This window comes from Photobacterium sp. AWH4_225, from assembly GCF_056158405.1.
In genome coordinates this window covers 283,022-309,795 of sequence record NZ_JBSWTF010000001.1, presented here as the reverse complement: position 1 = coordinate 309,795, position 26,774 = coordinate 283,022, and the positions used below count along the sequence as shown (strand labels likewise).

Annotated in this window: 22 protein-coding genes; all 22 read right to left on the bottom strand. The window is 51.2% G+C overall.

All coding sequences use genetic code 11. The annotated features are described in order from the left end of the window. Positions 1-46: 46 nt before the first annotated feature. Positions 47-3,931 (bottom strand): YhdP family protein, encoded by a 3,885-nt coding sequence (locus ACXAD4_RS01560; RefSeq protein WP_475238169.1) that lies wholly within the window; start codon positions 3,929-3,931, stop codon positions 47-49. Between the two features lie 14 nt (positions 3,932-3,945). Beyond that, positions 3,946-5,415 carry a ribonuclease G gene (gene rng, locus ACXAD4_RS01555; RefSeq protein ID WP_317523745.1) on the bottom strand — a complete coding sequence of 490 codons (1,470 nt, stop codon included), beginning with the start codon at positions 5,413-5,415 and terminating at the stop codon, positions 3,946-3,948. 8 nt (positions 5,416-5,423) lie between these two features. Further along, a complete protein-coding gene (locus ACXAD4_RS01550) occupies positions 5,424-6,002 on the bottom strand; it encodes a Maf family protein (protein ID WP_475238167.1) in 579 nt (192 codons plus the stop codon). Between the two features lie 107 nt (positions 6,003-6,109). After that, positions 6,110-6,598, bottom strand: a complete 489-nt coding sequence (gene mreD, locus ACXAD4_RS01545) for a rod shape-determining protein MreD (protein WP_317523747.1) — start codon at positions 6,596-6,598, stop codon at positions 6,110-6,112. Next, the gene (mreC, locus tag ACXAD4_RS01540; protein WP_475238164.1) at positions 6,588-7,448 is read right to left on the bottom strand and encodes a rod shape-determining protein MreC; all 861 of its coding nucleotides are present in this window, start codon (positions 7,446-7,448) and stop codon (positions 6,588-6,590) included. The genes mreD and mreC overlap by 11 nt, the downstream gene beginning before the upstream one ends. 40 nt (positions 7,449-7,488) lie before the next feature. Then, positions 7,489-8,532: a rod shape-determining protein MreB gene (gene mreB / locus ACXAD4_RS01535; protein WP_039464726.1), complete on the bottom strand. Its 1,044-nt coding sequence runs from the start codon at positions 8,530-8,532 to the stop codon at positions 7,489-7,491. A gap of 198 nt (positions 8,533-8,730) precedes the next feature. Continuing rightward, a complete protein-coding gene (locus tag ACXAD4_RS01530) occupies positions 8,731-13,620 on the bottom strand; it encodes a DUF6701 domain-containing protein (RefSeq protein WP_475238162.1) in 4,890 nt (1,629 codons plus the stop codon). Further along, a complete protein-coding gene (locus tag ACXAD4_RS01525; RefSeq protein ID WP_475238159.1) occupies positions 13,595-14,053 on the bottom strand; it encodes an MSHA biogenesis protein MshP in 459 nt (152 codons plus the stop codon). Before ACXAD4_RS01525 ends, ACXAD4_RS01530 begins: the two co-directional genes overlap by 26 nt. Continuing rightward, positions 14,025-14,813: a PilW family protein gene (locus ACXAD4_RS01520; protein ID WP_475238157.1), complete on the bottom strand. Its 789-nt coding sequence runs from the start codon at positions 14,811-14,813 to the stop codon at positions 14,025-14,027. The genes ACXAD4_RS01525 and ACXAD4_RS01520 overlap by 29 nt, the downstream gene beginning before the upstream one ends. Beyond that, a complete protein-coding gene (locus tag ACXAD4_RS01515) occupies positions 14,813-15,361 on the bottom strand; it encodes a type IV pilus modification PilV family protein (RefSeq protein WP_475238155.1) in 549 nt (182 codons plus the stop codon). The genes ACXAD4_RS01520 and ACXAD4_RS01515 overlap by 1 nt, the downstream gene beginning before the upstream one ends. Further along, complete coding sequence (locus tag ACXAD4_RS01510; RefSeq protein WP_475238152.1) at positions 15,348-15,866, bottom strand: pilus assembly FimT family protein; 519 nt, start codon at positions 15,864-15,866, stop codon at positions 15,348-15,350. Before ACXAD4_RS01510 ends, ACXAD4_RS01515 begins: the two co-directional genes overlap by 14 nt. A 114-nt stretch (positions 15,867-15,980) precedes the next feature. Further along, a complete protein-coding gene (locus ACXAD4_RS01505; RefSeq protein WP_475238150.1) occupies positions 15,981-16,511 on the bottom strand; it encodes a type II secretion system protein in 531 nt (176 codons plus the stop codon). Positions 16,512-16,535: 24 nt separating this feature from the next. Further along, a complete protein-coding gene (locus tag ACXAD4_RS01500; protein ID WP_475238149.1) occupies positions 16,536-17,114 on the bottom strand; it encodes a prepilin-type N-terminal cleavage/methylation domain-containing protein in 579 nt (192 codons plus the stop codon). A gap of 43 nt (positions 17,115-17,157) precedes the next feature. After that, a complete protein-coding gene (locus ACXAD4_RS01495; protein ID WP_475238148.1) occupies positions 17,158-17,565 on the bottom strand; it encodes a hypothetical protein in 408 nt (135 codons plus the stop codon). A 55-nt stretch (positions 17,566-17,620) separates the two neighbouring features. Then, a complete protein-coding gene (locus ACXAD4_RS01490) occupies positions 17,621-18,841 on the bottom strand; it encodes a type II secretion system F family protein (RefSeq protein WP_475238146.1) in 1,221 nt (406 codons plus the stop codon). A gap of 27 nt (positions 18,842-18,868) precedes the next feature. Next, complete coding sequence (locus ACXAD4_RS01485) at positions 18,869-20,584, bottom strand: GspE/PulE family protein (RefSeq protein WP_475238145.1); 1,716 nt, start codon at positions 20,582-20,584, stop codon at positions 18,869-18,871. Positions 20,585-20,586: 2 nt separating this feature from the next. Continuing rightward, entirely contained in the window at positions 20,587-21,840 is a 1,254-nt protein-coding gene (locus ACXAD4_RS01480; protein WP_475238143.1) for a tetratricopeptide repeat protein, read from the bottom strand. 3 nt (positions 21,841-21,843) lie between these two features. Next, positions 21,844-22,686, bottom strand: coding sequence for an ExeA family protein (locus tag ACXAD4_RS01475; protein WP_475238142.1), 843 nt, complete (start codon positions 22,684-22,686; stop codon positions 21,844-21,846). A gap of 3 nt (positions 22,687-22,689) precedes the next feature. After that, on the bottom strand, positions 22,690-24,360 hold the full coding sequence (mshL, locus tag ACXAD4_RS01470; RefSeq protein ID WP_475238139.1) for a pilus (MSHA type) biogenesis protein MshL: 1,671 nt from the start codon (positions 24,358-24,360) through the stop codon (positions 22,690-22,692). Positions 24,361-24,377: 17 nt separating this feature from the next. Further along, positions 24,378-24,707, bottom strand: coding sequence for an MSHA biogenesis protein MshK (locus ACXAD4_RS01465; RefSeq protein ID WP_475238137.1), 330 nt, complete (start codon positions 24,705-24,707; stop codon positions 24,378-24,380). Beyond that, the gene (locus ACXAD4_RS01460; RefSeq protein ID WP_475238136.1) at positions 24,700-25,335 is read right to left on the bottom strand and encodes an MSHA biogenesis protein MshJ; all 636 of its coding nucleotides are present in this window, start codon (positions 25,333-25,335) and stop codon (positions 24,700-24,702) included. Before ACXAD4_RS01460 ends, ACXAD4_RS01465 begins: the two co-directional genes overlap by 8 nt. Continuing rightward, positions 25,332-26,774: a PilN domain-containing protein gene (locus ACXAD4_RS01455; protein ID WP_475238134.1), complete on the bottom strand. Its 1,443-nt coding sequence runs from the start codon at positions 26,772-26,774 to the stop codon at positions 25,332-25,334. The genes ACXAD4_RS01460 and ACXAD4_RS01455 overlap by 4 nt, the downstream gene beginning before the upstream one ends.

Below are 26,774 nucleotides of genomic sequence, written 5' to 3'. Positions count from 1 at the left end.
CTGCCGCTATCAAGCTACTTATACGCTAGCTTGGCGGGTATTGTTGTTATTTTGCTTCCTTGTCTTTGCCTTTTAGCATCTCTGAGACATTGTACTCGCCAGTGAAGCGCGACTGCTCGGTCACCACCGGCGAATCAATCGGCCCTTTCACCACATAGTTTACTTGGGTAAATACATCCAGAACGGGCGACAGTGCCGTTGAGATAGCAAAGACATATATTGCAGTTTGAGGTGCCACCGCAAACGCGGTTAGAACTGGAATGCCTGATGTAAAATCAGGAATGAATCTCACCCTTGCATCAACTGTCTCATTGACAAGATTAGCACTTCCGCGGATAAACATGTCACCGGCAAGTGCTTGCATTTTAATATTGTCAGTCTCAAACCGGCCATTTTCTATCCTGCCGCTACCACGGATGTAGTTGAAGGCTAGCCCGTCATCAAAAATTCCTGAGAAATCAAGCTGCATTCGGCGGATCAACGAGTCAATACTGAACAAGCCAAGCAAGCGGCCCGCACCACCAATATCGCTGATGACCCCTTGCCCGGTTTCTGACTTCAGCTCACCGGTCAATGTTTCGCGGTGCATCGACCACGGCGCGCCCTGCCACTGGATAGAGGCATAGGTGCTGAATTTAGCCCCCTGGATCCCGCCAGTAATACCAAAGCGCCCCATCAAGTCGGAGCTGTTTTGGCCATCAATATCAAAGGCTATCTGGGTTTCACTGCGATCGCCATCGAGACTCCAGTGACCATCAAGATTCAGTGAGGTCGCCCCTGAGTCGACGGTAAAGTTTCGCAACTCCAGCATATTGCCTTCGCGGCGCAGCTTGCCGGACACCTCACCAAGACGGTAGCCCTGCAACCACGCATCACGCAGCATCAAGTCAATCTCAGGCATATTAGCCATCATGCTGCGGTCAAAATCAGTCGCGGCGGGAATATCTCGCTGTGGCTTGTACTTCTGTTTCGGCTTTTCTACATCCACCTGAGGTAAATTGAGGTGGAATGTCTCTATCGCCAAATCCAAAGGCTGCCCTTTCGGCCAGCGCCCCTGGCCTTTCACCTCACGGCTATCAAGATGGAACTGCCACGTATCGGCAAGGTTTTTAGCTGAAAAAACAGCACGGTTCCAATCCAGTGAGGCCAGCTTTATCTGGCGTACATTAGCTTCGATACGGCTTGGCACTGGGATATCTGGTTTCACCGATGTACCGCCAGAGGCAGCATCCGCTTCCACTTTATCGTGTACCGCCGAAATCAGATCAACCCAGCGATCACCATCGACTTTGTCAGCCACAATATCCAGCCCGTGTTCACCGTGTTTAAGCGGGTGCAGAGCCGTTTTGCCTATCGCCATCTGGCTGGCATCGATATTGAGCTTGTCGCCAGTTAAGTTAATCTTGGCCTGATAAGCCACGCCAGGCAGGTTGGCCTTACCGACCAACGACTGGCCATCGCCCGTCACATCAAGCTTGAAGATATCAGGACTGCCAGCATTGAGTGCCAATGGATACGGCAAGGTGCTCACTGCCTCTTTCAACGCGGCCTGAATGCCAACCTGATATTCAAAACCGGTATCATTGAGATCGACACCCACCGTGCCTTGCCAGCGACTTCGGCCTGTCACTTTGGCCAATAATGGGTCTTGAACCTGTTGCTGAAGGGTCTCGATTTGCCAATCACCATCCAGCGCAACGTCGACCCGGTAGCCCTCAGCCACACTGTTGCCAGTAAAGCCGACATTGACCGGTTGCGCCAATAGGTTAGCCGTAATTTTCTCGGCCGATACCTTGTCGTCATCAAATTTAATGGTGCCACTTGCCCCTTCAAGCAAAAGCGGCGGCGCATCCAGTTGTACCTGATTGTCAGTCAGCTCCGCGCTACCCCACGCCCGTACATCTTCACCATCGAAGGGAATATCGAGCTTAAACTGAGAGGTCACCGGGCCACTCACCTGCACCGTTGTCAGTGCCGCACCGACAGAGTCCACCAGCGGGGTCGCCAGCATGTAATCACGAACCTGATCACCCTCGGCGGCGACATCGACCGTCAGTTTCAAGTGGCCGTCACTGCTAAGCTCTGCATCACCGGTCACTCTGGAAGCAGTTGCTCCCATGGTCTTGGCATGCGTGGCATCAAGGTACATGAAGTCGTTTTCAAACAGCAGATCAAGTTTGAGATCGGTCAGTTCGGGCCAAGCAGTATCGAAACTGAATTTGCCTTGGCGCAGCGGAACATACGCCTGGAACACCCCGTCATGGTTACCGTAAGGGAAGTCCGATAGCTCACCGTACCACAGCAGCTGTGCCGACTCTGCCTGTCCGCCGCGGATCGCTGCCGACAGATAATCGGTCAGGCTGCGACCCAGCGCCAAGGTAGGTAGATAGCGCCAGGTTTCCCCGGCATTATTCAGACTGGCTTCGCCGTAGAATGACAGCCACGATGGGGCATCAGCAGGGAAATCCAAGCGGAATTGGCCATCAACCTTGAGGTGTGGTGTCGCCACATCAATCTTGTCGCTCCACAAGCGCCAGCCGTCTTCACCGACTTGCCAATAAGCAGTCACATCTGCAGCTTTAATGTTGAGAGGGGCCTGAAAGACCTCGCCATAAGGCAGCTCATCATCTTGCAAGTTAACGATAGCGCGGCCACCCTGGGTGTTGCCCGCGACCACGGCATCCAACTTATGGATCCCCGGCAACAGCTCCCACTGCTTCAAACCCAATTGGCTAACATGGAAAGAAAACTCAGGCGCATTGTTGCCGTTAGCAGCCACGCGGATATCGCTGATCTGGCCAGAAGGCTGTAACGTCGATAACACGTCAACCAACTCGCTGTCATCCGGTAAGAAAGTAACAAACGGCTGCAGATTCTGAAGAGATAGGTTACTCGCAGCCAATTTCCAGTCATCAGGTAACCAGCTTGCCGCGATATCAAATGCCGGCCAAAGCACGCCATCGGTCTCCAAGACCATCTGATCGCTATCGATACGCCAGCCCGGCTCACCATGTTTATTTTCCAGCGGCTCAAGTTGCACCAAACCTTGGCGAACCCGGAATTGGTGCTTGTCTTCGCCAAGCTGCCAGCGCAGGAAACTGTCATCAAGCTTGACCAAGCTCTGTTGCAACTTACCGCCCGACAGGGTCAGCCACACTTCGGCATTGAGGTTACTGCCGGTAATATTGGCGTCGGTCAAATGCTGCTTGTTGAGCCATGGTGTCACAGACAGGTTACGCGCCTGCAAATAGATATCACCGGACATCTTGGCCCAGGAACGGTTATCTGAGAGGTTAGCAATCACTTGCATCTGGCTGAAATGGGTATCAGCAATGCTGACAATCCCTTCTGCACGGCGCTGGCGGTTATGGGTATCCCACTTGAGCTCCTTGATATCGACCGTCAGCTTTTCATCGGCGGGTGACATCAGGGTAATATCGGAATTTCGGACCGAGAACTGGCCCAATTGGACAAACAGCAGCTCCTCTAGCCGTTCGATTGTCGCCATCTGGCTACGCTCAGAGGTGTCGGTATTGCTACTTTCCGTGCCTGACAGGCGGGTCAAGTCCAGACTCAGCTCGTCAATACGGATATCCTGGAAGACCGGGCTGAGACTCAATGCCGAGCCCAGCAAATCCAGCTGCATCGACACATCGCCGACCTTGACCAGCGATTCCGGCGCTCCGGGCAAGTTGACCTTGACGCCCTGCAGAACCAGAGACGGGCCAAAGTTGCGCCAATGGCCCTCAACCAACTCAAGGTCGAGATCCATATCGATTTGCTCGGCAGCCCATTGGCGTATCGGCTCACGGTATTCATTGAGCTGGGGAAGATAAAATCGCAGACCGCTAATCGCAACAGCGGCCAGTACCAACACTGTCAGTACCAGCCACATCAATCCACGCGCCAGTCGAACTGGAACTGTTGTCACTCTATTGCTCCGCTTTACATCATCACGACATCAAACTGTTCTTGTACGTACAGCGGCTCTGCCTTGATTTTCACTTGCTTGCCGATGAAGACTTCCAACTCGGCAAGGGCATGGTATTCATCACCGGCCAACGCTTCGGCCACAGCCGGAGACACGTATACGACAAACCTGTCAGCATCGTAGGCACGGTTAACTCGGGTGATCTCACGAAGAATTTCGTAGCAGACACTTTCCACCGTTTTCACGGTACCTCGACCTTCACAGGTCGGACAGGTATCACACAAGACATGCTCGATGCTCTCGCGGGTACGCTTACGTGTCATTTCAACCAGGCCTAGCTGGGTAAAGCCATTGATGTTGGTCTTAACCCTATCGTAGGACAAGGCCTGCTCCAGCGCCATCAATACCCGGCGACGGTGATCGTCATGGGCCATATCGATAAAGTCGATAATGATGATCCCGCCCAAGTTACGCAGGCGTAACTGACGAGCAATGGCCTTGGTGGCTTCAATATTGGTATTGAAGATGGTCTCTTCAAGATTGCGGCGGCCAACAAAGGCACCGGTATTGATATCCACCGTCGTCATCGCTTCAGTCTGGTCGATGATCAGGTAACCACCTGATTTCAGTTCAACCTTGCGATCCAGCGAGCGCTGAATTTCATTTTCAGTATCAAACAAGTCAAAGATTGGCTGCTCACCGGCATAGTATTCCAGCTTGTCGCTCAACTCCGGCACGAACTCATCGGTAAATTCCTTAAGCTTCTCGTAGCCCAAACGGGAATCAACCTGAATGCAATCAAGCTCGGTGCCAACAAAATCACGCAAAATACGCTGCGCCAGACCCAGCTCACCGTAAAGCATAGATTTCGGCTTGTACTTGGCACGTCGCTCAAGCACTTTACGCCATAGATGTTTGAGGAACGCCGCGTCCTGCGCCATTTCTTCATCAGTTGCCCCTTCAGCGGCAGTACGGATGATGAAACCGCCCAGATCATCGCAGTATTCATTGACCACGGCTTTAAGACGCTCTCGCTCATCTTCACTTTCGATACGCTGCGAAACGCCAACATGGCTAGCCCCCGGCATGAACACCAAGTAGCGAGATGGCAAAGTGACATCCGTCGTCAGGCGAGCGCCCTTGGTACCCAGCGGATCTTTGACCACCTGTACCACCAAATCCTGCCCCTGGCGAACCAGCTCAGAAATATCGCGAACCTGGAACTGCTGCTTCTCGTTCTCCGCCACACATTCGGTGTGCGGAACAATGTCCGAAGCGTGCAAGAACGCTGCTTTTTCCAAGCCGATATCAACAAAGGCTGCCTGCATTCCCGGTAGAACGCGGCTGACACGCCCTTTATAAATATTGCCAACAATCCCGCGCTTGGATTCGCGTTCAATGTGGACTTCCTGCAGGGTCCCCGACTCGACCATTGCGACACGAGTTTCACTCGGGGTCACGTTAATTAGCAGCTCTGTGCTCATGGTTGCCTCTAAATTGATAAATCTAAAAAGTCTTGAACCATGATGTCGGTTTCCACCAAAGGTAACCCCACCACAGCGTAATAACTGCCATCGATACGTTCGACGAACTTGCCGCCGATCCCCTGAATGCCGTAGCTTCCTGCTTTATCCTGCGGTTCACCACTTTGCCAGTAGTCTTCTATTTCTTTATCTGACAGTGTCTTGAACCACACGTCGGTCACCACCAAGCGCGTTTCACAGCGCTCTTCGCTGGCCACGGTTACCGCGGTCATCACTTGATGGCGCTTGCCTGACAGCAGGCTAAGCATTTGCCGGGCATCGTCAAAATCCTTGGGTTTTTCCAAGATACGATCCCCCGACACCACAATAGTATCTGCGCCCAATACCGGCACCTTGCCATCGACGACTGCAACGCCCGCCATTGCCTTGTCAACAGACAAACGCTGGACATAATCAGCAGGTGATTCACCCACCTGGTGCTGTTCTTCAACATCCACGACGACCCGTTCAAACTGGTAGCCAAGTTGGGTCAAGAGTTCTTTGCGGCGTGGCGAGCCCGAGGCCAAATAGAGTTGCGGTGTCGACATGATATCATTCATTTGGTTTTGTGTGATAAATCAATGTGATCCATTCAAGCACGTTCGATGTGTCTGGTTACACCCTAGCATTGAACGGATCCCATTGGGAGACTATTTTAACGAATTGAGAGCTTACGACGCATCCGTCGCAACAGCAGGAATAACCACGGCCATAACAAGAAGTTAAGCAGTACAGCCCATAGCCTTTCCGGATCAAAAGTGATCACGGAAACTAGGTATTCTGCCCAGAACTCAACCAGCTTGCCACCCAGCGTCAGCAAGGCCACCAGCATCGCCTGCTGCCACAATGAAAGGTTACGCAATACCTGAAAGTTTAGCGCGACGATATAGCAAAGGACTGACATCATCAGCCCCCGCACACCCAGCGTCGAGCCGAGCATCAAATCCCACAGCAGACCCAATATCAATGCGGTACCGACATTGACCCGGTGCGGCAGAGCCAGCACCCAGTAAAATGCGACCAGCACCACCCATGACGGGCGGAATGGCTCCAACTCCCCCGGCCAAGGGGCAGCTTGCAGGATCAGCGCAATCAAAAACGATAGCCAAATCCAAATTCGGCCGTTAGCGCGACTATTCGCCACTGTTGAACTCTCCCTCAATCAAGGTTTCACGCGGAGTCGGCCATACCAGCAACAGGTAACGCAGACGATCGAACTGCACCGTTGGCTTTGCCTTGATTTGGGCAAACGGGCGCTTGTTATCGAACGAAAATTCGGTGACATTGGCGACCGGATACCCTTCCGGATACCTTCCTCCCAAACCCGAACTGACCAGCAAGTCACCCACTTCGATGTCGGTACTGCTCGGTACGTGCTCAAGCTGGATCTGATCAATTTGGCCACTGCCCGAGGCTATTACCCGAATATCATTGCGCACCACCTGAACCGGGATAGCATGCGTTGGGTCAATCAGCAGCAGCACCCGGCTGTTATGGGCGCCCACATAGGCAACCTGGCCGACAATCCCCTTCTCATTGATCACCGGCTGGCCCTCGTAGACACCGTCTACCCGGCCCTTGTCGATCATTACCTGATGGCTATAGGGATCAGAGTCCACCGCCATCACCTCGGCGATCAGCTTTTTCTCATCGCGGACAAACGGCGAGCCCAATAGCTCACGCAGGCGCTGGTTTTCTTGTTTTAGCTGCTCGAGCAGCAAGACATCGCTCTGCTGAACCAGCAGATCACGTTGCAAGGCTTTGTTTTCTGCCAGCAGACGCCGGTGCGAGCTGAACTGTCCGGATACGCCACCGAGTAAATCACGAGGCAGGTTAGCTGCGTATTGCAACGGGGAAATGGCCGAGTTGAGCAGGTAACGGACGTTGGCAAAGGCGTCAAGACGACTGTCGGCCAGCATAAGGCCAACCGACAGTAAAATGGCTAGAAACAGGCGCAGTTGCAGGGAGGGGCCCCTGCCAAAGATAGGTTTCATGTAACACTATAACCTGTTTGTCGATATGCCCGGACGGGCATTATTCTTCGCTGAATAGATCGCCACCGTGCATGTCGATCATTTCCAGTGCCTTACCGCCACCACGGGCAACACAAGTTAGCGGCTCTTCTGCCACAACCACTGGAATACCGGTTTCTTCGGTCAGTAGACGGTCTAGGTCACGCAGCAGCGCACCACCACCAGTCAGTACCATACCGCGCTCTGAGATATCCGATGCCAGCTCTGGCGGACACTGCTCGAGTGCAACCATTACTGCCGATACGATACCTGTCAGCGGCTCTTGCAGCGCTTCTAGGATTTCGTTTGAGTTCAGGGTAAAGCTGCGTGGCACACCTTCAGCCAAGTTACGGCCTCGAACTTCGATTTCACGCACTTCGTCACCCGGGTAAGCCGAGCCGATTTCGTGCTTGATGCGTTCTGCTGTCGCTTCACCGATCAGGCTGCCGTAGTTACGGCGCACGTAGTTGATGATTGCTTCGTCGAAACGGTCACCACCGATACGCACTGATGATGAATAAACCACACCGTTTAGCGAGATAACCGCAACTTCAGTGGTACCACCACCGATATCGATCACCATCGAGCCGGTTGCTTCAGATACAGGCATGCCCGCACCGATCGCAGCCGCCATTGGCTCGTCAATCAAGTACACCTCGCGTGCACCAGCACCCTGTGCCGATTCACGGATAGCACGGCGCTCAACCTGAGTAGAGCCGCAAGGTACCGCAACTAGAACTCGTGGGCTTGGACGCAGCAGGCTGTTGTCATGCACCTGCTTGATAAAATGCTGCAGCATTTTCTCAGTAACGTAAAAGTCCGCGATAACACCGTCTTTCATCGGACGGATTGCCGCGATATTACCCGGAGTACGGCCCAGCATCTGCTTGGCGTCGTGACCGACTGCGGCCACACTCTTAGTTGCTCCGGCACGATCCTGGCGGATCGCTACTACTGATGGTTCATCCAGTACGATGCCCTGTCCTTTGACATAAATAAGGGTATTGGCTGTACCCAAGTCAATAGACAGGTCATTAGAAAACATGCCACGAAGTTTTTTAAACATAGTCTTCGGCTAATCCTGCAAGCTCACAAATTCGTTAAATTGCGCTAAATGTATCAAGGGGTGCGGATCGAGACAAGGCAAGGATTGTCAAACCTGCCACAGATCGGCATTTTATTTAATCGAGCATTGTATTAATGCCCGTTAAGTCATGATTAGCGCAATTTTCCTACCAATCACGACTATTGTCACTAAAACAACTCAATCAAGCTTCTCGCGCCACCAAATGATCCGGTCACTGCCACGATAAAGCCCGAACTGAATCTTTGCTTGTTCCTCATCATCAAACTGCCCGTCACCAGTCCTATCTACCCTCAACCAAGGGAGTCCGGCATCGGTTAAGTTCAGTGTTGGCGTAACAACACCACGATTACCCTCACCCGGAGCACTAAAGTGAAGCGCCCCTTCACCCTGTACCAACCTTTCAAATGACGCCGACGTTGTGCCATCCCCTACGGGTAAGGCTGCAGGGTTACTGCCTTCAGGAAAATCAAAGTCATCCAACGCCAAGGCGGTACACCTGTCGGTGGCACTGGTAACAAATGCCCCCACTAGGCTGTAGTACTCGATGTAGACAGGCGATACCAGCGGAGAGATTTCAGGACCACTTGCATCCGTCAAACGCACCCGGCCCCAGCGAAATTTCAAGCCACTCGCCAGCTGAGAAGCTGTCGCTGACGCCCCTGGTTTTCCAGCCGGTGCTTCATTCAAAGGAGACAAAGGTACACCATCAGGCCCTTCGCCCTGTAAGCTCAGGGTTAAATCTTCATAGGGATACTGCGGATCAGGCAGTTTCTTCACCTCGTATTGCCAAGATGTCGTCGTCGCACCTTGCTGCCATGAATAAGCTGACTTATTCGGGATAATTTGATCCTTCAGTGCGATCCCACTGTCAGCGTCCTCGCCGTTGAGTTCGAAATCCTTGGTCTGGGCTAATGCTGCATATTTGCCTGCTGCATAGTTTCGGGTTGTTTTCCCCTGGGCATTTTTCGCAGTCAGCCGGTATTCCACCTCTGAATCAGGCTTACCCAGATAGTTAAAGACACTGCAGTTGTTGGTATGCGCTATTGGCGAAACCTCGAGGTACTTAGGGTAGAAGCGACCAATATCGGCATAGGTATAAAATGGTATGCTGTTATCCGAGACCAAAAAGTTAGATGCTGCGCTACCGCCCGGTTTCAGGCTACCCACTTCACTGTAGGTCGCTTCTACCGACTGCGGCGAAACCCCTGCAGCATATGGCAACAGTGCTGGGAATGCCAGATCCCCTTTGGTTCCATTGCTTGGCGTAAAGGTGCTGACTCCGATACTTGCTGGGTAGCTACCCGAAAAGTTCTCGGTTACTGACAATGAACCGGGATCGGACACCGGCCAACCATTGGCATCGGACACCGAGCTGTCCCACACCACACTTTTGTAGGAAACCAGGAAGGTTTCACCAGCCGGCTTGAAGCCTTTACCGCTATCACTGGCCGTCCCTTTCTGGTTTCCGGCGGTATTGGATACAACCAACCAAGGGCTGACATTGATGATCTCTTGCGCCAGCCAGTCCTTGCTTGGATCGTCCGGCGGCAACACCACATCATCGGCCTGTTTGACCGTCAGTTTGATAGCCCCCGCTTCGGCATAGTTGAAGTCCATGTCCGCCACACCACCTTTGAAAGTCATAGTGATGTCTTTGTCGGCCCTCATATTGAGTTTGGTGCCGTTGACCGTCGGCAGCACCTTGTGGGAAGCCGCTGTTTCATAATCAAAACGGAAAGTGACCTTCTTTTCATCAACAAAAGATTCTATCGGCTTGCACTGGCCTTTTGCTGAAGGGTCTTCGGTAACCGCCGACAGGGTATAGGCCAAAGGTTTGTTGGCGATTGCGGTTTTCCGGCCATACGGGAACCCATACTTACGCTCCAGCACCAAGCCTTCAGCTTGATAATTGATGTCGCCGGTTTGCTTCAACTCTTCACCCGACGGACTCGTCAAGATGACCTGGATTGTCCCTACATGGAGGTAATCGAGTGAAAACGTCGCGCTTCCTTTATCCGATTCCGAATAGTGGTAACTGGCATTCCCCGAATCCGGATTACCGGCCACAAACGAACCTGCACCAGTTTTAAGCCGCCAGTCGCCCTTGCCCGAGCTGGTTTTTAGGCCAATTTGCCCAACGAAATCGGTGATCGGGGTGCCGTCATCTTTATCAACAACATTGACGGTAAAATCGACTGGGGTACAGGTTAGCGCTGAATCTGGATGCGGACCAAACTCAAAGTCCGGCTCGGCCTCATCCCGCTCAATAGAAAACGCCATATAGGAAACATCCTCTGGCACGTGCGAGCGTTCTTCGTCTGAGTCTTGGTCCTCATCCATTACGATACTCATTACTTTGCTGTCACGATGACAGCGGCGGATCCATCCACCGTTATTCCCAGACCGTGACAGTTTACCAACAACCATTACAGGCGGAGAGTTGAAGTCTTGATACTTGAATGGCGTCGTTTCATTACAGCGAGTTTCGAAGTCTTGTACTCCATCTTTCCTGCCTGAGCGTGCATGCTGGAAGTCATAGCCTACAGTTTTTCCAAACAGTTCAAACGTGCCGTGACCGGGCAAGGCTGCCAGATAAGCCACAGTTTCAGGGTTATCAGCATTTCCCCCTCTAACCTCTGACTGCTCCAATGCCGCTTTAAAACGTGTCTTCGTAACCTGATTACCAGCTGCAGTTAGCCAACGGCTGTTATTATTTGATTGAATTTCCAACATTAATGTCGGCTTTTGGCCGAACATCTCAGGGGGAAATAACACAGACTTCCAACCACGGTGGGGATCTGTCGGATTACCATTTTTGGAGCCTTGCAGCTCTTTATCAGTATTCTCAGCACGCAATTTAAACGTCCCAGCATACATCTCCTGGCCATTAGACAAGGTAATTTTACCCGGCAGCGCGGCAACATAGTCGATATCAGCCATCAGTTGGCTGGGTGTATAGTATGAAGGATTGGCACTAGGCTCGAGTTGACGAACCTTAAATCCGGTATTGCTAACTTCAAGCAATCTCAACGAGGACGGTCCGTCTTGGTCTGGTGTTGCGGCATTAATGGATGGAGAAAGAAAGACCAATGGTTTAGTGCCCGCCGGAAAAGCTTGGTCGAAAACTACTTCTGTCTCATACGATATGGTAGGAACCCGTCCATAGCGGATATTTGAATCAATAGTGATATCATCACAAGGGTGCCTTTCTCGGGCGAGGTCCGCGATTTCACTGTCCGACAACGCACTATTAAACACCCTTACCTCATCAATACTTCCCTTGAAGAAGCGCGTGCTGATCCCTTGATCTTGGCCGACCTGAAATGGCAGTTGGTTGGTTTCTACTTTATGGTGAATATCCAGGGAGCTATCTTCGACCCCATTAATGAAGATCCACTGACTCGTCTTATCACTGCCCGTCGCTTTTTGATAACGGATAGTAATATGCGTCCATTGGTTTAATTCAATATCACTTTGGCTTTCAAGCGTATGCTCAAACTTATTACCCTGCTGCTGCCACCACCAATATATTTTCTTATCGGCGTTCAAATGGAATTCATAGTTACCGTCTTTGGAAACGATCGTTTTTAATTGCTCTGCTTGTGTTGGATAGGCGGTGGGCCTTATCCATGCTGAAACCGTAAAGTTATCGCTGAAGCTCAATTTCTCATCATGCTGAAGCTCTACATACTGGTCTTGCCCGTTAAACTCGCCATAGTTACATGTACCGTAGCCAAAGTTGTCTGTCGGTAAGGCAGGAGAAAGTCCAGCCGGTTCAACACCGTTATAGGCGGTACCGTGTAAGTCATTTCCTGACGCATCGATAACAACATTCGTCTCATCCTGCCAGGTATGTTCATCCATCTGCCATGACAGAATTGGCCCCGATACTGATGGCGTGCAGGCATCAATCGGATCACTCTTCGGCAAGCAAACACCAAAAATGCTGCTATCGCCATTAACCTCAACCACAGAGTAATCAGGAGCATAAAGATCGCCGTGAATAGTCACACCATCAACAACCACTTTCTCCCACCCGTCTGCTGAATCGATTTTCACTCGGCTACTCTGGGTACCAATCTGACTCTCTGTAATTTTGATATCATTTGCAGTGATATTACCTGATGGCATCGCGACTTCGTCAAACACAAGAGAGTTATTCCCCGTAACTTCCCCTGTAATAGTTGAATCAACTACCGTAATTGAACCATGGGCAAAAATACCATCCATGAGATGACTACTTTCAATAGTAACGGTGCAACAGTCTGATCTGACATTCCCTGAAATATAGCTGTCTTCAATATCCACTTTACCATGTGGTGCCGTGATAATTCCTTCAACCCCGGCTTCCGCCAACTCCACCCCATTTGAACCATGGATGTTGCCGTTTATATCACTTTCAGAAACCTTAACCTCACCATTGTCGGCAAAGATATTGCCAGAAACCGTTGAGTCATCAACCTCCATCCCATTATTTCCGGTGACGTTTCCACCCACTTGCGTATTAGATATCTTTACTGTTCCACTGGTTTCAACACCATTGGTCACAGTGGCATCGGTTATGGTTATATTACCCGTATTAGAGGTCACCCCGGCATGAAGTTTGTTATTGCCCTCAAGGGATATTTCACCGCTTGTCGATGAGAGGTCAAAATAGAAGTTATTGTTTTTGCCGTCTGCAGAAATTTTACCGGATTGGGTAGAGACTAAACCGTAAATGTTGGAGCCATTGTCAACAAACTCAATATCTCCGTAAGTCGTTTCGATATTGATTGAAACACCAGCGCTACCAACACGATTCTGGTGAAGCTTAAAACCTGCCGTGGCCATTATGGTATATGGCGAGTTAGCAAAGATTTTGTCATTTTTATTGAGTTCAACAGAGCCATTACAAGTTAATAAGTTGCCACTAGTATGCCAATTTCCAGAGCTACATGTTGGATATTTCCCATTGCTCAAGTTATAGTTTTTTGCCGTCGCCAGTGAAGGGAACATTACAGTAAAAGCACACAACGTCAGTGCAAATAGTTTTTTCATCACCTCAATTCGAGCCATTTTCTTTTTCATCACCAATCAAACCTACTTCAATGACGCGCTTAACCGTCTGTTCACCGACACGGCAATAGCCCTCGCTTTCCAAGCGATATATTATTTGTTCTGTTTTGTTTTGACCGAGTACGGTGCAACTCACCGCTGCCCAACAGGCATTGAGCCCCTCGCCGGTAAAGCGATATTCCTGGGGCTCGGATTGCTGACATGAACCACTATCCTCGGTTTGATACAGTGCACTGATATCTAATTGGGCTCCGGAGCGGGCGGCCATATCCGCCCTTGTCCCGACCACTTCATGCATCAAGGCGTCGCTGCTACGCTCAATATTCTTCAAGCCAAGTACGGCCAGGCTGCCTAACACCACAACAATAAATAGCGCCATAACAAGCGCTGAGCCTTTTTGCCCTCGCATTGCGGGGCTACGGCGCATTGGCAATGAGGACATCATGGTCAAAACGTACCTTCTCTCCGCGCGCGTTGAATTCAAGGTGAAACTTAACCAGGCCATTGCGCACCAAAGAAGCCTGGTCGACGTCAAACTGTAATTGACTGATATTTTGAGCCATTAATACCTTCTCGCCACCCGTGAAATTAGGAGAGCTCGGCTCGCTTCGCTCCAGGGCATAGTTGCTGTATCGCCACACATCGCTACCTTCAAGGCAATAGGCAACAGGACTGTCGAAGATGAAGAAGCGTTTGGCTGGCGATGCACTTGGAAACAGGGTGGCAGCCTTGAGCTTCAGGGAGGCCATATTTTCTTGTGGGGAAGGCGTAAACACGACATCCTCTGCGATCACCGCAGTCTTATTAGTACCGCCATTTGGCACTGTTGCAGAATAAATGTCTGATGCCGAAACAGGGTATATCACTACCCTCTGCTCTTTGCTGATATTGCCATCCGGAATAATTTCTAGCTCCTTTTCCGGCTTGATCGGCAAATCCGAATAAATCCCAGCGGCCCTGATAGGCAACCACTCGATACAATGCCCTTCATTCGAACTGACAACACTGTTGGGTACAGCCTGGCGAAGCTCACGAACAATCCGTTCAGAGACGAAACGCCCCTCTTGCAGGGTCAGCTCTCGTGCTGTGCCCTCAACATAAATTTGGGCGCTCTGGGTGAGAATGCCCGATAGCGACAGACCAACAATGCCCAACAGCACCATTGCCATCACCATTTCTATCAAGGTAAATCCCTTCATTCTCATCAGAAATTCCCTCGGTAAACCGCAAAGTCATAGTGATTGCCTTGTGGGTCGGTGATTTGTACCGCAATCCTTTTGCTATCTCCTTTTTCCTCATCGGCAACACCATCAAGATCAGCATCATAAAAAACACGGATGGCGATAAAGTAGTTGGGGTACTTGGCACCGATCTCTTCCCCTAGCAGATCAGCGACACTCCCACGACTACCGTCAAAGTCATCGACATCATTAAACTCGCTCCATGTACTCTCATTGCCATCTGGCCCCAAGCCATCAAGAGGCGTACAAGGCCGTTCATCATCAACAAGTGCCCGATCTTCGCTGATACAAACTGGCAAGCCACCAAGCTCGCCGCTGTTGTGATCAAACTTACGGCTAATCACTTCATCCATAACCGCATGGCCAAGCTCTGCCGCCCGCGAAGCAAGTACTAACTCAGCACTTTGCCTCGATTGCGGAAATAGGCTCACTGAAATCCCCACAACAGCAATACCAATCAGCACAATGGCAATGATTAATTCGATTAAACTAAACCCCTTACTGGCACGCATGGATATACCCCTCTTTTTCAATACAGATTGAGAGGGTGTCAGAGCCCTGAATAGTGATTCTGCAGCCTTCGCGGCACTGGTTTATCCGGCCCAGGGAGTCAAAGTCAAGGGAGTGAGGAAGTAAGATAGGACTGCCATTGATAGAAAGGGAAAAACTGACAGCTAGGTTATCTTCGGCAACCACCGCCGTTTGGTCTGTATTACCACCAACGGGGAAACTATTGCTGGTACAAGTAGGCATACCGATATCAACTTGCCCGGCTTGATTACCGGCCAGCAGCCAGCGATGACAAACATCCCTCGATTGCATAGCGCGCATTTGGCTGAGACGCAAAGAGCTGATCAGTTGGTCACGATATACAGGTGCACTGATGCTCTTGGCGCCAAAAAAGCGCGAGGAAGCGGTCACGCCAAGGATACCTACCAGCACGATAACAATGATGAGTTCGAGAAGTGTAAAGCCACTGCTTTTGGCGTAACTTTTTCGGTAATACTGTCGGGGCATGAATCACCCGGGAGGTTATTGGTGGTTTCTATTTATTCAGAGCAATAGTCATGATTATTACCCTGAATAAATAGCGCTCCGAGGAGCGCTAAGTATAATTACAAGTCAGCAGACTTAATTTGAGGTTTTTTCACAACCGTCACCATCTACAACTTCAATCTTTGCGCCTTCTTTAGCATTTTCAGCTTGGGTATAAAGAACATAGCAACCTTCCGTTTTACGTTCTTTGAAGGTATATGCAATCTGCTTCGTTGGGTCAAATTCACCAGCGCCGATGATTTTACCGTTATCGCCTGTTTTATCAGTAATAGCTTTCCAATCATCATTAGTGAAAGCTTTACCAATACCATCTTCAGTAGCAATCGGATAGCCAAATGATACTTTGATTTCATCAACTTCTGGAGCAACTGCCGGGGTACCGCCGTTCTCTGCAGTGGCTTCAATACTTTCAACACCTGTCACAGCTGATTTACCGTATACAATACCAGCCGCACCATCCATCGCACCTTTCAGACCTTGTAACGCAGAGTTACGAGCATCATCTTGCAAGTTCAAAAAACGAGGCGCCGCTGTTACAGCTAGAATGCCCAGAATAACGATCACAACGACCATTTCAATTAGCGTAAAACCGCCTTGACGTTTCATACTACTTTCTCCAAATACAACTTATTATTTAACGATGTTTACTTCAACTTGGCCGTTGGCAAGTTTATAAACGAAAGAATGGCCCGATGTTAGGTTTGAAACTTCGCCAGACGTAGAAGCCGATGCAGAAGCCAACTGATAGTAATGACACTGCGATTTATTATCTGCTTTGGTAAAATATGCAAAACCATCTTTTAATGCGTCTTCCTGCTTACTCGTCACCTTAGGTGGGTTTTGCAGTAAGTTTTCCATTAACCATTCACAATCCGTTTCATCAACATCAGAAATATTTCGAGTTCTTTTAGATAGCGGATAACCTTCAGCTACAACCTTATCGTCTTTACTAATTGTTGATAGATAAAAATCTTGACCGTCATAATTAACGGCATTGTAACCACTTTTTTCAGGGCGACCGTAAGCCTCCCACTGAGCACGCGCAGACAGTACTGCTGTTGCGAAACCACCCGCAACACCTTCAATTTGTGCTTTTTTAGCTTCATCCGTGACGTTCAGGAATCGAGGCAAAGCGGCTACTGCAAGCAGGCCAACCACGATAATGACAATCACCAATTCCACCAACGAAAAACCGGCTTGTTTTTTCATCTTTACTCACCCTTTTTTTGTTTTTGTCAAATCGACGTCACCGCTATTCGGAAAGCGTCAAAAAACTGTTGGTGTGTATTGTCTCATTTTCATAAAATAATGCTAGCCATTTTCCGTCAGTAATTTGGAAATAACACGAATTATAACGCTCTGATCTCACATTTTTTTTATCAACTAGGCTTATATAATCGACAGGCCTTTGTCGTGAAGACAATAATTCCCACATTTCAGCGCAATCAACATGGTCATTTCGTATGATTATCGGCCAACCTTTATGGGTAAATGAGTAATTGATGCCATTGGTTTGGGAGTGGCTCGGTTTATTTTCCAGCTCCCATTTTTGACGTAATGAGGAGGCACTGCGGCTCATTGTTTGCGCCAATAATTTGACTTGCGTACGTTCAGCTTCTTCATTTACCCGGTGCCACTCGACGAGCAGTACCCAGATCATCAAGAAAATGACACCTCCCCACAAGAACCATCGTACATGACCGAAGTACTTTAGATTAGACGCCACGCGCAACATCGAGCAGGCTCCACATTGGCAGGAAGATACCCAGTGCCAATACCAGCACCATAATCGCAACAATAAACAGCAAGATAGGCTCGATGCGGGCAGTCAGTGTCTTGAGGTCATAGTCCACCTCTCGATCATAGAAGTCGGAGACTTCCAGTAGCAGATCATCGACCTGACCGGTCTCTTCGCCGACGGCAATCATCTGTAGCACCAAAGGCGTAAATACCCCTGACTGGCGGGCCATTGCCGCAATACTACTACCGCTTTCAATACCGTTTTTCATCTCGATCAAGCGGTTTTCCAGGTAATTGTTACCCAGTGATTCCGCCGACATCTGGATCGCCTGATTGAGGGGAACACCTGCGCGTATCATTAGTGAGAAAGTTCGGGAAAAGCGAGATAGCTGGGCACGATTAACAATATCGCCCACAATAGGCACTTTTAACCGAAATTTATCCCACTTCTCACCACCGGCAGGAGTTTGACGCCATGCCTTTAGAGCAATCCAGCTCACAATCACAGCCCCGAGCATCAACGGCCAGTAATGAACGAAGAAATTTGAGGTGGCAATCAGGATTCTTGTCGGCAAGGGCAGTTCAACACCGAAGCGACTGAACATAGAGGCAAACTGCGGGATCACCTTGATGTTCAGAACCGACATCGCCAAGGTGATGGCAACAAGTACAAAAGTTGGGTATCGCATCGCCGATTTGATCCGGCGACGGGTCTCCATTTCCTGCTCGAAATACTGTGCCAGCTGAAGCAAGGTTTCGTCTAAACGACCGGTATTTTCACCTACGCTGATCATCGATACGAACAGCTCGGAAAAGACCCTAGGATGTTCTTTCATCGAGGCTGACAACGATTTACCGTTGGTCAACTCAACCACCACGGCGTCTAGGGTTTCCCGCATCAAGGGATGACTGGCACTCTGGCCCAACCCCCGCACCGCGCGCAACAGCGGCACACCGGCTTTGGTCAGGCTGTAGAGCTGGCGACAGAAAATCACCAGTACTTCGAGTGGAATGCGGCTTTTGAACAAGCGATCAATATCGAGTCCGCCCGACTTGGCTTTGCCTTCGCGAATTTCCAGCGGAATAATACCTTGGCGCATCAAGATATCAGCCGCCGCGTCTTGCGAAGCCGCTTCGAGCTGACCACGTTTGATATCGCCCTGGCTACTGCGGCCTCGGTAATTAAATACTGCCATGCTAAGTCCCCTATGCCCTAACCGCCGTTACAACACGTAGCTGTTATGTTCGTCGCCCTCGCCGAGCAGTAACACTTCGTCAAGGCTGGTTACCCCTTTTAGGGCCAACTCCATCGCCGACTCGATAAGCGGTTTATAACCCGGTGACTGGCGGGCGATCTGGCTAAAATGCACCGCATCGCCAGCACGCAGGGCATCCATCATATCCGGGCGCATTTCCAATAGCTCAAACACACCAATACGACCACGGTAACCGGTGAAGTTACAGGTCTGGCAGCCTCGTCCTTTGCGGAAAGCGGTTTCGCTCAAATACGGGAAGCGAGCCATCAGCCATTGCTGCTTGTCTGGCTCAACATCATGCTCAGTCGCACAATCTTTACAGACTCGGCGCACCAAACGCTGGGCCAATACCGCACGTACCGCACTGGCAACCAAGTAACCCGGCGCTTCCATATCAATCATCCGCAGGGCACTGTCGACCGCATCATTGGTGTGCAACGTCGACAAAACCAAGTGACCGGTAAGGGCAGAGCGCAAACCAATTTCGACCGTTTCCTGATCGCGCATCTCACCGACGAGGATGATATCGGGATCCTGACGCAAGAAAGTACGCAGAATCGACGAGAAGTTCAGGCCGATCTTGCTGTTAACCTGTACCTGATTAACCCGCGGCAAACGGTATTCCACAGGATCTTCGGCAGTGATCAGTTTCTTGCCCGGCTGGTTCAGCTCACTGAGCGCGCCGTACAAGGTGGTGGTCTTACCCGAGCCTGTCGGACCGGTTACCAAGATCATGCCGTGCGGTCTGCGCAGCTGGCGGCGGAAGCGCAGCAAGATGTCTTCCGGCATACCTATCTGCTCAAGACTGAGGATCCCCGCCGACTGGTTGAGCAAACGCATGACCACCGACTCGCCGTGCTGAACCGGCATGGTCGAAAGACGGACATCAACCGACTGGCCGCGCACAGTCATATTGAATCGGCCATCTTGTGGCAAACGCTTCTCAGAAATATCCAGGCTACCCATGAGTTTCAAGCGAAGCACCAGCGCCGATGCCACGCCGGACTCTTTAAGCAGGGTTTCATGCAGAACGCCATCAATACGCTGACGGATACGCAGCACATCGCTGTCCGGCTCGATATGGATATCCGATGCACCAACTTGGATAGCATCTTCAAACAGCGAGTTGATCAGCTTAACAACGGTAACTTCATCGTTGTCGTTATCATCCAGGCCAAAGGCATATTCAGAATGGTGCTGGTGCTCAGCCTGAAGCTGCTCAGCAAAAGAGACAATTTCCTGAGTACGACGGTAGTAACGATCAAAGGCGGTGATCAACTGGCGCTCTGAGGCAATGACCAGCTCGATACGGTATTGGCCAAGCTGATCGTAGACCGCTTCCTGTGCGGCTAGGTCCGCCGGATCGCTCATGGCAACCCGTACCATACCCTCCTGTTCGCTAATCACCAGCGCCCGCAAACGACGGGCATGCACTTCGGCTAGCAAGGCGACAGCATTGGTATCCACCGTCAGGCGGTTAAGATCCACCAAAGGGATGTCCAGCTGGCGGGAGAGGAACTGCAGCATCTGCTGCTCGCTCAAGAATCCCATGCTGATCAGGGTATCACCGAGCTTGCGGCCGGTTGATTGCTGGTTGTCCAACGCCTGCTCGAGCATGTCTTGAGAAACAATGCCCTCTTCAATCAACAGATCGCCGAGGCGTTTACGAAGTCGAAGTGCCATGGTTACCCCTTACTCTTTGCCAGTACGGCCAGACGTTGACGAATAAACTGTTGCGTCTCACCAGAGATCTGTCCCATACGCAGTGCTTGCTGGTAGGCTTCTTCGGCCTGCTCCCACTCTTGACCTCTCTCTAGTGCAACTCCAAGCCCTAACCACCAGCGGCCATCGTAAGGCTCGGCTTTTACCAGATTTTGGTAACTGCTCAGAGCCAAATCATTCTGGTTAAGCTGCTGGGCCAAGGCACCACGCATTGCCAGATAACCGCTATGGGCATAAGAAGGCATCTGGCTCAACACATTCAGTGCCGCCTGCTGCTGTGACTCATTGACTAGTAATTTCGCCATGGTCAAGCGCAGATCGGGCTGATTGGTATCCAACACCAGACCTTGCTGTAACGTGGTGATCGCACGGCGGGTCTCTCCCCTGCCGTAATACAGTGCCGCCAGCTTCTGACGAGCGGTGATCCATTCAGGGTTATATTTGACAGCCGTTTCCAGGTAACCAATAGCCTTGCGGCTATCACCTTCTTTGAGAGCCTTCTCTGCTCGCTTGTATTCAATTTGGGCCAACTGACCGGCATCAAGCTCGACGGTTTCAATCATCAGGCTTTCTTCACCGTCAGCGATATCCATGTCGATACTGTGCTGGAAGTCATCATCAGTAGTCGATGGTTGTGCTTTTGCCGCCATTGGCTTGGCCGCTGCAGGCATTGTTTTTGGCTCTTTGGATTCAGCTTCTTTAACTTCAGCCGCTTTAGGTACCGATTTTGTCGGTGCTACTTTTTTTGGTAATGGATCTTTTGTTGCTGAAGCTTTTGGTAATGGCTCTTTTGGTACTGGAGCCTTTGATACTGAAGCTTTCGGTACTGATACTTTCGTTGCAGCAGCTTCAGAGGCAGGTGCTTCGGAATTAAGTTGTTCATCAAGGTTAACTTCTGACTCAACAGCAGTAACCTTGGCGATGGATTGCGGTTCTGCCATTGTGTTTTCGGCTTCATGAGCTGAAGCGGCTTCTGCCGTCGCTACCGGACTGACAGCCTTAACGACTTCACTCACCGGCTCATCGCTATGCCACACCTGCCAGCCGCCAATACCTAGCACAACACCTAGGCTCAGCACACCCAGTGCAGCCCAAGGTTTCAGGTTCGCCTGCTTCACCGGTTTAATCGTTGCCGGTTTGATATCACTGTAAGCCATACTATTTTGCTGGCCCTGCTTGCGGCTTAGCGCACTCAGTTTTTTATTCAGTTCACTCATGGTCTATTGCCATCCCCACAGTACCGGGTATGTCCATCTTGGCTGGCGTGCACCCAAGGTATCGCGGATCGCCACGAGCACCTCATCACGCCCAACCAGTAATTTGTTTTCACTGTATGCGGCGATCAACGCCTTGTGACACAGCTGGTTAATAAGTCTTGGAATGCCATCACTGGCCTGCCATATCGCCTTACCCTGTGGCAGGGCAAACACTTCTTTATCGACACCTGCGGTCTGCAGGCGGTGCTCGATATAGGCGATGGTCTCAGCCAAATTCAATGGTCTTAATTCGCTTCGAAAGGTGATCCGCTGGCGGAACTGGCGCAGCTCTTGTCTTGCAAGCTGCTTATCGAGCTCAGGTTGGCCCAGCAATACAATGTGCAGCAGCTTTTCCTGCTCGGTTTCCAAATTACCCAGCAGGCGGATTGCCTCGAGGGCATCATCAGGTAAGGCCTGGGCTTCATCGATAAGCACGACAACGGTTTTACCTGCAGCCTTACGTGACAGCAGTGCCTGTTGCAGCCTGTCTGCCAGCAGACTGTTATCTCCCTCGCCTTCCAAGCCCAGCTCTCGGGACAAAGCAATCCGCAACGCCGAGCCACTCTCAGCTGGCGTCGGCAGATAAGCGAGCTCGAAGTGCTCTGGGAGTTGATTGATCAGCATCCGGCACACCAGGGTTTTTCCCGTGCCGACTTCTCCGGCGATCTGGATGATCCCCTCGCCCATATCCAGCGCCGCCAAGGTGGTATCGATCGCCTCTAGATGCGGCGGCAAAGCATGGAAAAAATGAGTATTAGGTGTCAGGCCGAAAGGCGCTGACACCATGCCGAAATGCTCGAGGTACATGGTTTAACCCTCTTCAGGGAACCACTCGTTGATCAAAGCGCGAGAGCGTTCCACTTCCTGTTGCCAGGTCTGCTCACCAACGACGGTCGGCTTAAGCAAGATCACCAATTCGGTTTTGGTCTGCAGCTTGTTCACGTTACGGAACAGGTGACCCAGCATCGGGATATCACCCAGTAGCGGCACCTTCGATACTTGATCCGAAGTTGCTGATTTCATCAAACCGCCGATCACTACCACATCGCCGGAACGGGCGTGGATCACCGAATCTGACTCACGGATAGAGCTCTTTGCCAGTGGCAGCTGATAGGTACCAAAGGTCTCACCCAACGCAATGTCACGGATCTCGGTTTCAACATCGATGACCGCAGGGTGAACATGCAGTAGAACACTACCCTCATCGCCAATCTGTGGCGTTACATCCAAAGAAATCCCCGAGAAGAAAGGCGTCAGCTCGATATCTGGCGAGGCCGTGCCGCCGTCGCTGTTTACTTCACCGCCGGACACATCGGTCACGAAATACTGATCACTACCGACCTTGATCACCGCCTTCTGGTTGTTGGCCGCAGTAACACGCGGGCTGGATAGTACGTTCAAGTCGCCCTGAGTATCTAGGAAGCTTAACACCGCATCGAAGTTACCATCAGAGATGGTAATGTTGGTCTGGCCGCCAAGCAGGGCGGCAATCGGATCGGCCCCCGGCAAGGTCGGGATATTGCCGTTACTCAGGTCACCGCGGCCAAAAATAATTTCAGTCCCACCGATAGTTTTGGTGATATTGCTCCAGTTGATGCCTTGCTGGTAGCCATCACTCAAGGTCACTTCCATGATCTTGGCTTCCAGTACCACCTGGCGCTTTAGGCGCGTTTGAGAAACACCGAGGAACTCTTTAACTTCGCGCAATTCGTTCGGGTAAGCACGGACTGAAATCAAGCTCGCCTGCGGTGAAACCACAATACTGCGGCCTTGGCCGCTGCCAATCATCGCCTGTACGGCTTTTTCCAGCTGGGCCCAGAAGTCACTTTCCGATGTCGTCTGGATCGTAGTGCCGCCCGTGGTTGTGCTGGAGCTATTGTTGTTACTGCTGCTGTTATTGTTGTTTCCGCTGTTGTTGGAATTGCTACTTGAGCTGCCGGAATTACCGGAATCACTGTTGGTAATCGAGCCGGTTGTCAGCGTGGTCAGAGAGACACCACGGCGCTGCAGCTGCAGGTAATCCACCGGGATCACTTCAGTACGTAACGTCGCAGGGAAAACCTGGATAATATTGCCCTTGCGGGTGGTGTTGTAGCCGTAGATATCAGAGACCACAGACAACACTTCGTCGAGCGTCACATCGCGCAAAGTCAGGGAAATACGGCCCTGAACCTCAGGGTGGATCACCATATTGAAAGGTGTACCTTTCACCAGGCTGCCGAAGAACGCCTTGGCTTCAACATTGCGGGCGTTAACCCTAAAGCGCTTTTCAAGCACTGTCTGGCTGGCATAGTCCATACCATCAAGGCCCGGCATCAAATCGTTGCTGACTGCTGTCGGCAAGTCCATCAAAGGTCGGCTGTTCGCTTCATTGGCGGCCTGATTCAGGGCACCTTTTACTTCCACCGGATCACGGTGTCCCATATTGGTCGAGCATCCTGCCAGGGAAGCCATGACAACGGCTACAATTAATCCACGCATGTTTACCACTTCTTGTTCTACTCTGACTTTACGTTATCGGCGAACATATCCAGTCGCCACTGCCGACCACCCCGTTGCAAGATGACGTAATCATCCGTCACCTGGCTCAAGGTATAACCGCTGATCCGCCCGCCGGTTCCGACAGACACACTGTTAAGAATCGCCCGGCATGCCTGGCCATCCTGATCGCAAAATATGCCCTGCAGCTGCGGCAGGCGTGCCCGTGATGGGCTGGACTTGACCGCCGGAGCCTGCCACCCTAATGGCGCTGTCGGATCCTGCGCGGCCTGTGCCGGTACCAGTGACATAATCAGCCATGCCACGGCTATCACTGCTAATCTAACCACCAATAAAGTCCTCGCTTACTCCGAGTGTGTAGACTTCCAATTGGATATCGGCCCAAGGATAGTTATCTACTTTGTAATCCAAACTGCGCCAGTAGTACTGGACCGGCAACGCTTCCAATTGCTCGAGGTAGCTGATCAAATCAAAATAACGGCCTCGCAGGCTCAATCTAACTGGGTGGATGAAATACCCTTCATCTTCACCGCCAACCAATTGCACCGGCGGTAGTGATTCCAGAGAAAGCAACTTGAGCTTACGCGAGTGCTGAAGTACTTTTTCCATCAGCGCCGACATCTGAACCGGAGTCACCAAGCTTGATACGCGGCCATCTAACTGGGCATCGAGTTCGGCATTTTGCTGCTCAAGCAGGATGATCTGCTCGTCGATTTCCGCATCAGGATCACCTTTGAGCTTGCGCTGCATAACCAACAACTGATTACTGTTGGTGATCAATGCATTCTTGACCGATTGCAATTGCCCTTTTGCTGCATCAACGGCTTTCATCTGGGGCTCGATAATGGCAACAAAGCCGACAAACAACAGGCCAATCCATCCCGACAGCGCAATCAGCCATTTCTCACGCTTGGTCAACAATTCAAATTTGTCACATAGCGTCTGCCACTGGTTCATTGGGCGACTCCTTGCGTACCCGCTTGCGACGCTGGCTGATTACGCTCTGCCAGCAGCTTGAAGGTCACTATATTCTGTTTATTTCTGCCCAAAGACATCAGTTTAAAGCGGCGGTCCGACAGTGATGGGTACTGTTTGAATTCCTGCAGCCATGCCGGCACCGCATCAGGCGTACGCGCCAAGCCTTCCAAGTTGAGCTGCGGCCCTTTGACCTTCAGGTGCTGGACCGAGATATCACCACTTGCTGCCGCCGACAGCTGCTGCATCATGCCGGCATAACCGACCTGCAAACTGCTGTCATGCAAGGCTATCGCCTCAAGCGCGGCGCGTTTGTCAGCCAAATGCTGCTCCAAGCCGTGGGCCACATCCACTTTGATTTGGCTCGGCAAGTGCTTTGCCAAGGCAGCCTTGGCCTGTTCGACTTCAGCGGTCTTTTGCTGCAGGCGTTGCTTATCTGCAGCCAGCTCCTGCTGCTGTTGGTAACCCTGCCAGCTGAACCAGCCAGCCAGTGCCCCCAGCATCACAGTGATAGCCACCCAGCTCATCACAATATTGGGCAGGGTCAGCAGCTCAAGCTTTGGCTTTAGGGCGTCACTGTAAAAGTTAATACCGACCTGCTCGGGCTCAATCACCGCACAATAGGCCACACGTACAGCATTGCTTGCCAAGGAAGGGGGCGAAGGCGTAACCGGTTCAACCTTAACGTTGAGGCGCTGACTCAAAGCCTGTGCCAATTCGCTATCATCATCGTCATCGCAAGAGATCAGTAGCTGGGTGATCGGCGCATCACGCAACTGGGCGCTAAGGAAGTCCAGCGAGCGCTGCAGCTCCAACGCCAAGCCATCCAGCTGCAAGCCTTTCTCCAGCGACTGGGAATCATCCCTTGCCAGTAATGGCACACTAAAACCACGTAGCTGACGTTGGAAACACAGAACTTGTTGTTTGAAAGCCGATAATTGCAGGTTGGTTTTACCACGACGGTGAAGTACCAACTGGCTGCGCTCAAAGGCAGTCAGCTGTCCCCATACCACCTCTTCGGCAGATACCGACAACAGCTCACAGCCGGCTTCACGACAGGCTTTTTCCAATTGTTCTATTTGTTTTTTCTGGGTCGAAAACGCCTGCAGGCGATCTTTGAGGGGAGCGACAAAACCGTCGGCTACCAACTCCATTGGCGATTCATTGACCAGCTCCTTGACCAAAAATGGCAAGGCGGTCGGATACTCTTCCCTCGGCAACTCTGGCTTGTCTATCAGCATGCTCTGGTATAAGCCGTGACCCAATACCATGCGTACTTCAGCCCCTTTGAGCTGGTGCTTTTCGATCAGTGAACGAATAGCATCGGGCCACCCCATAACACCGTTAACCGGTTGCTCATCAGTAGCCCACGCTTTATTTTCCTGATAAACCAAGGCCACGGTATCGGCGAACAATGCCAT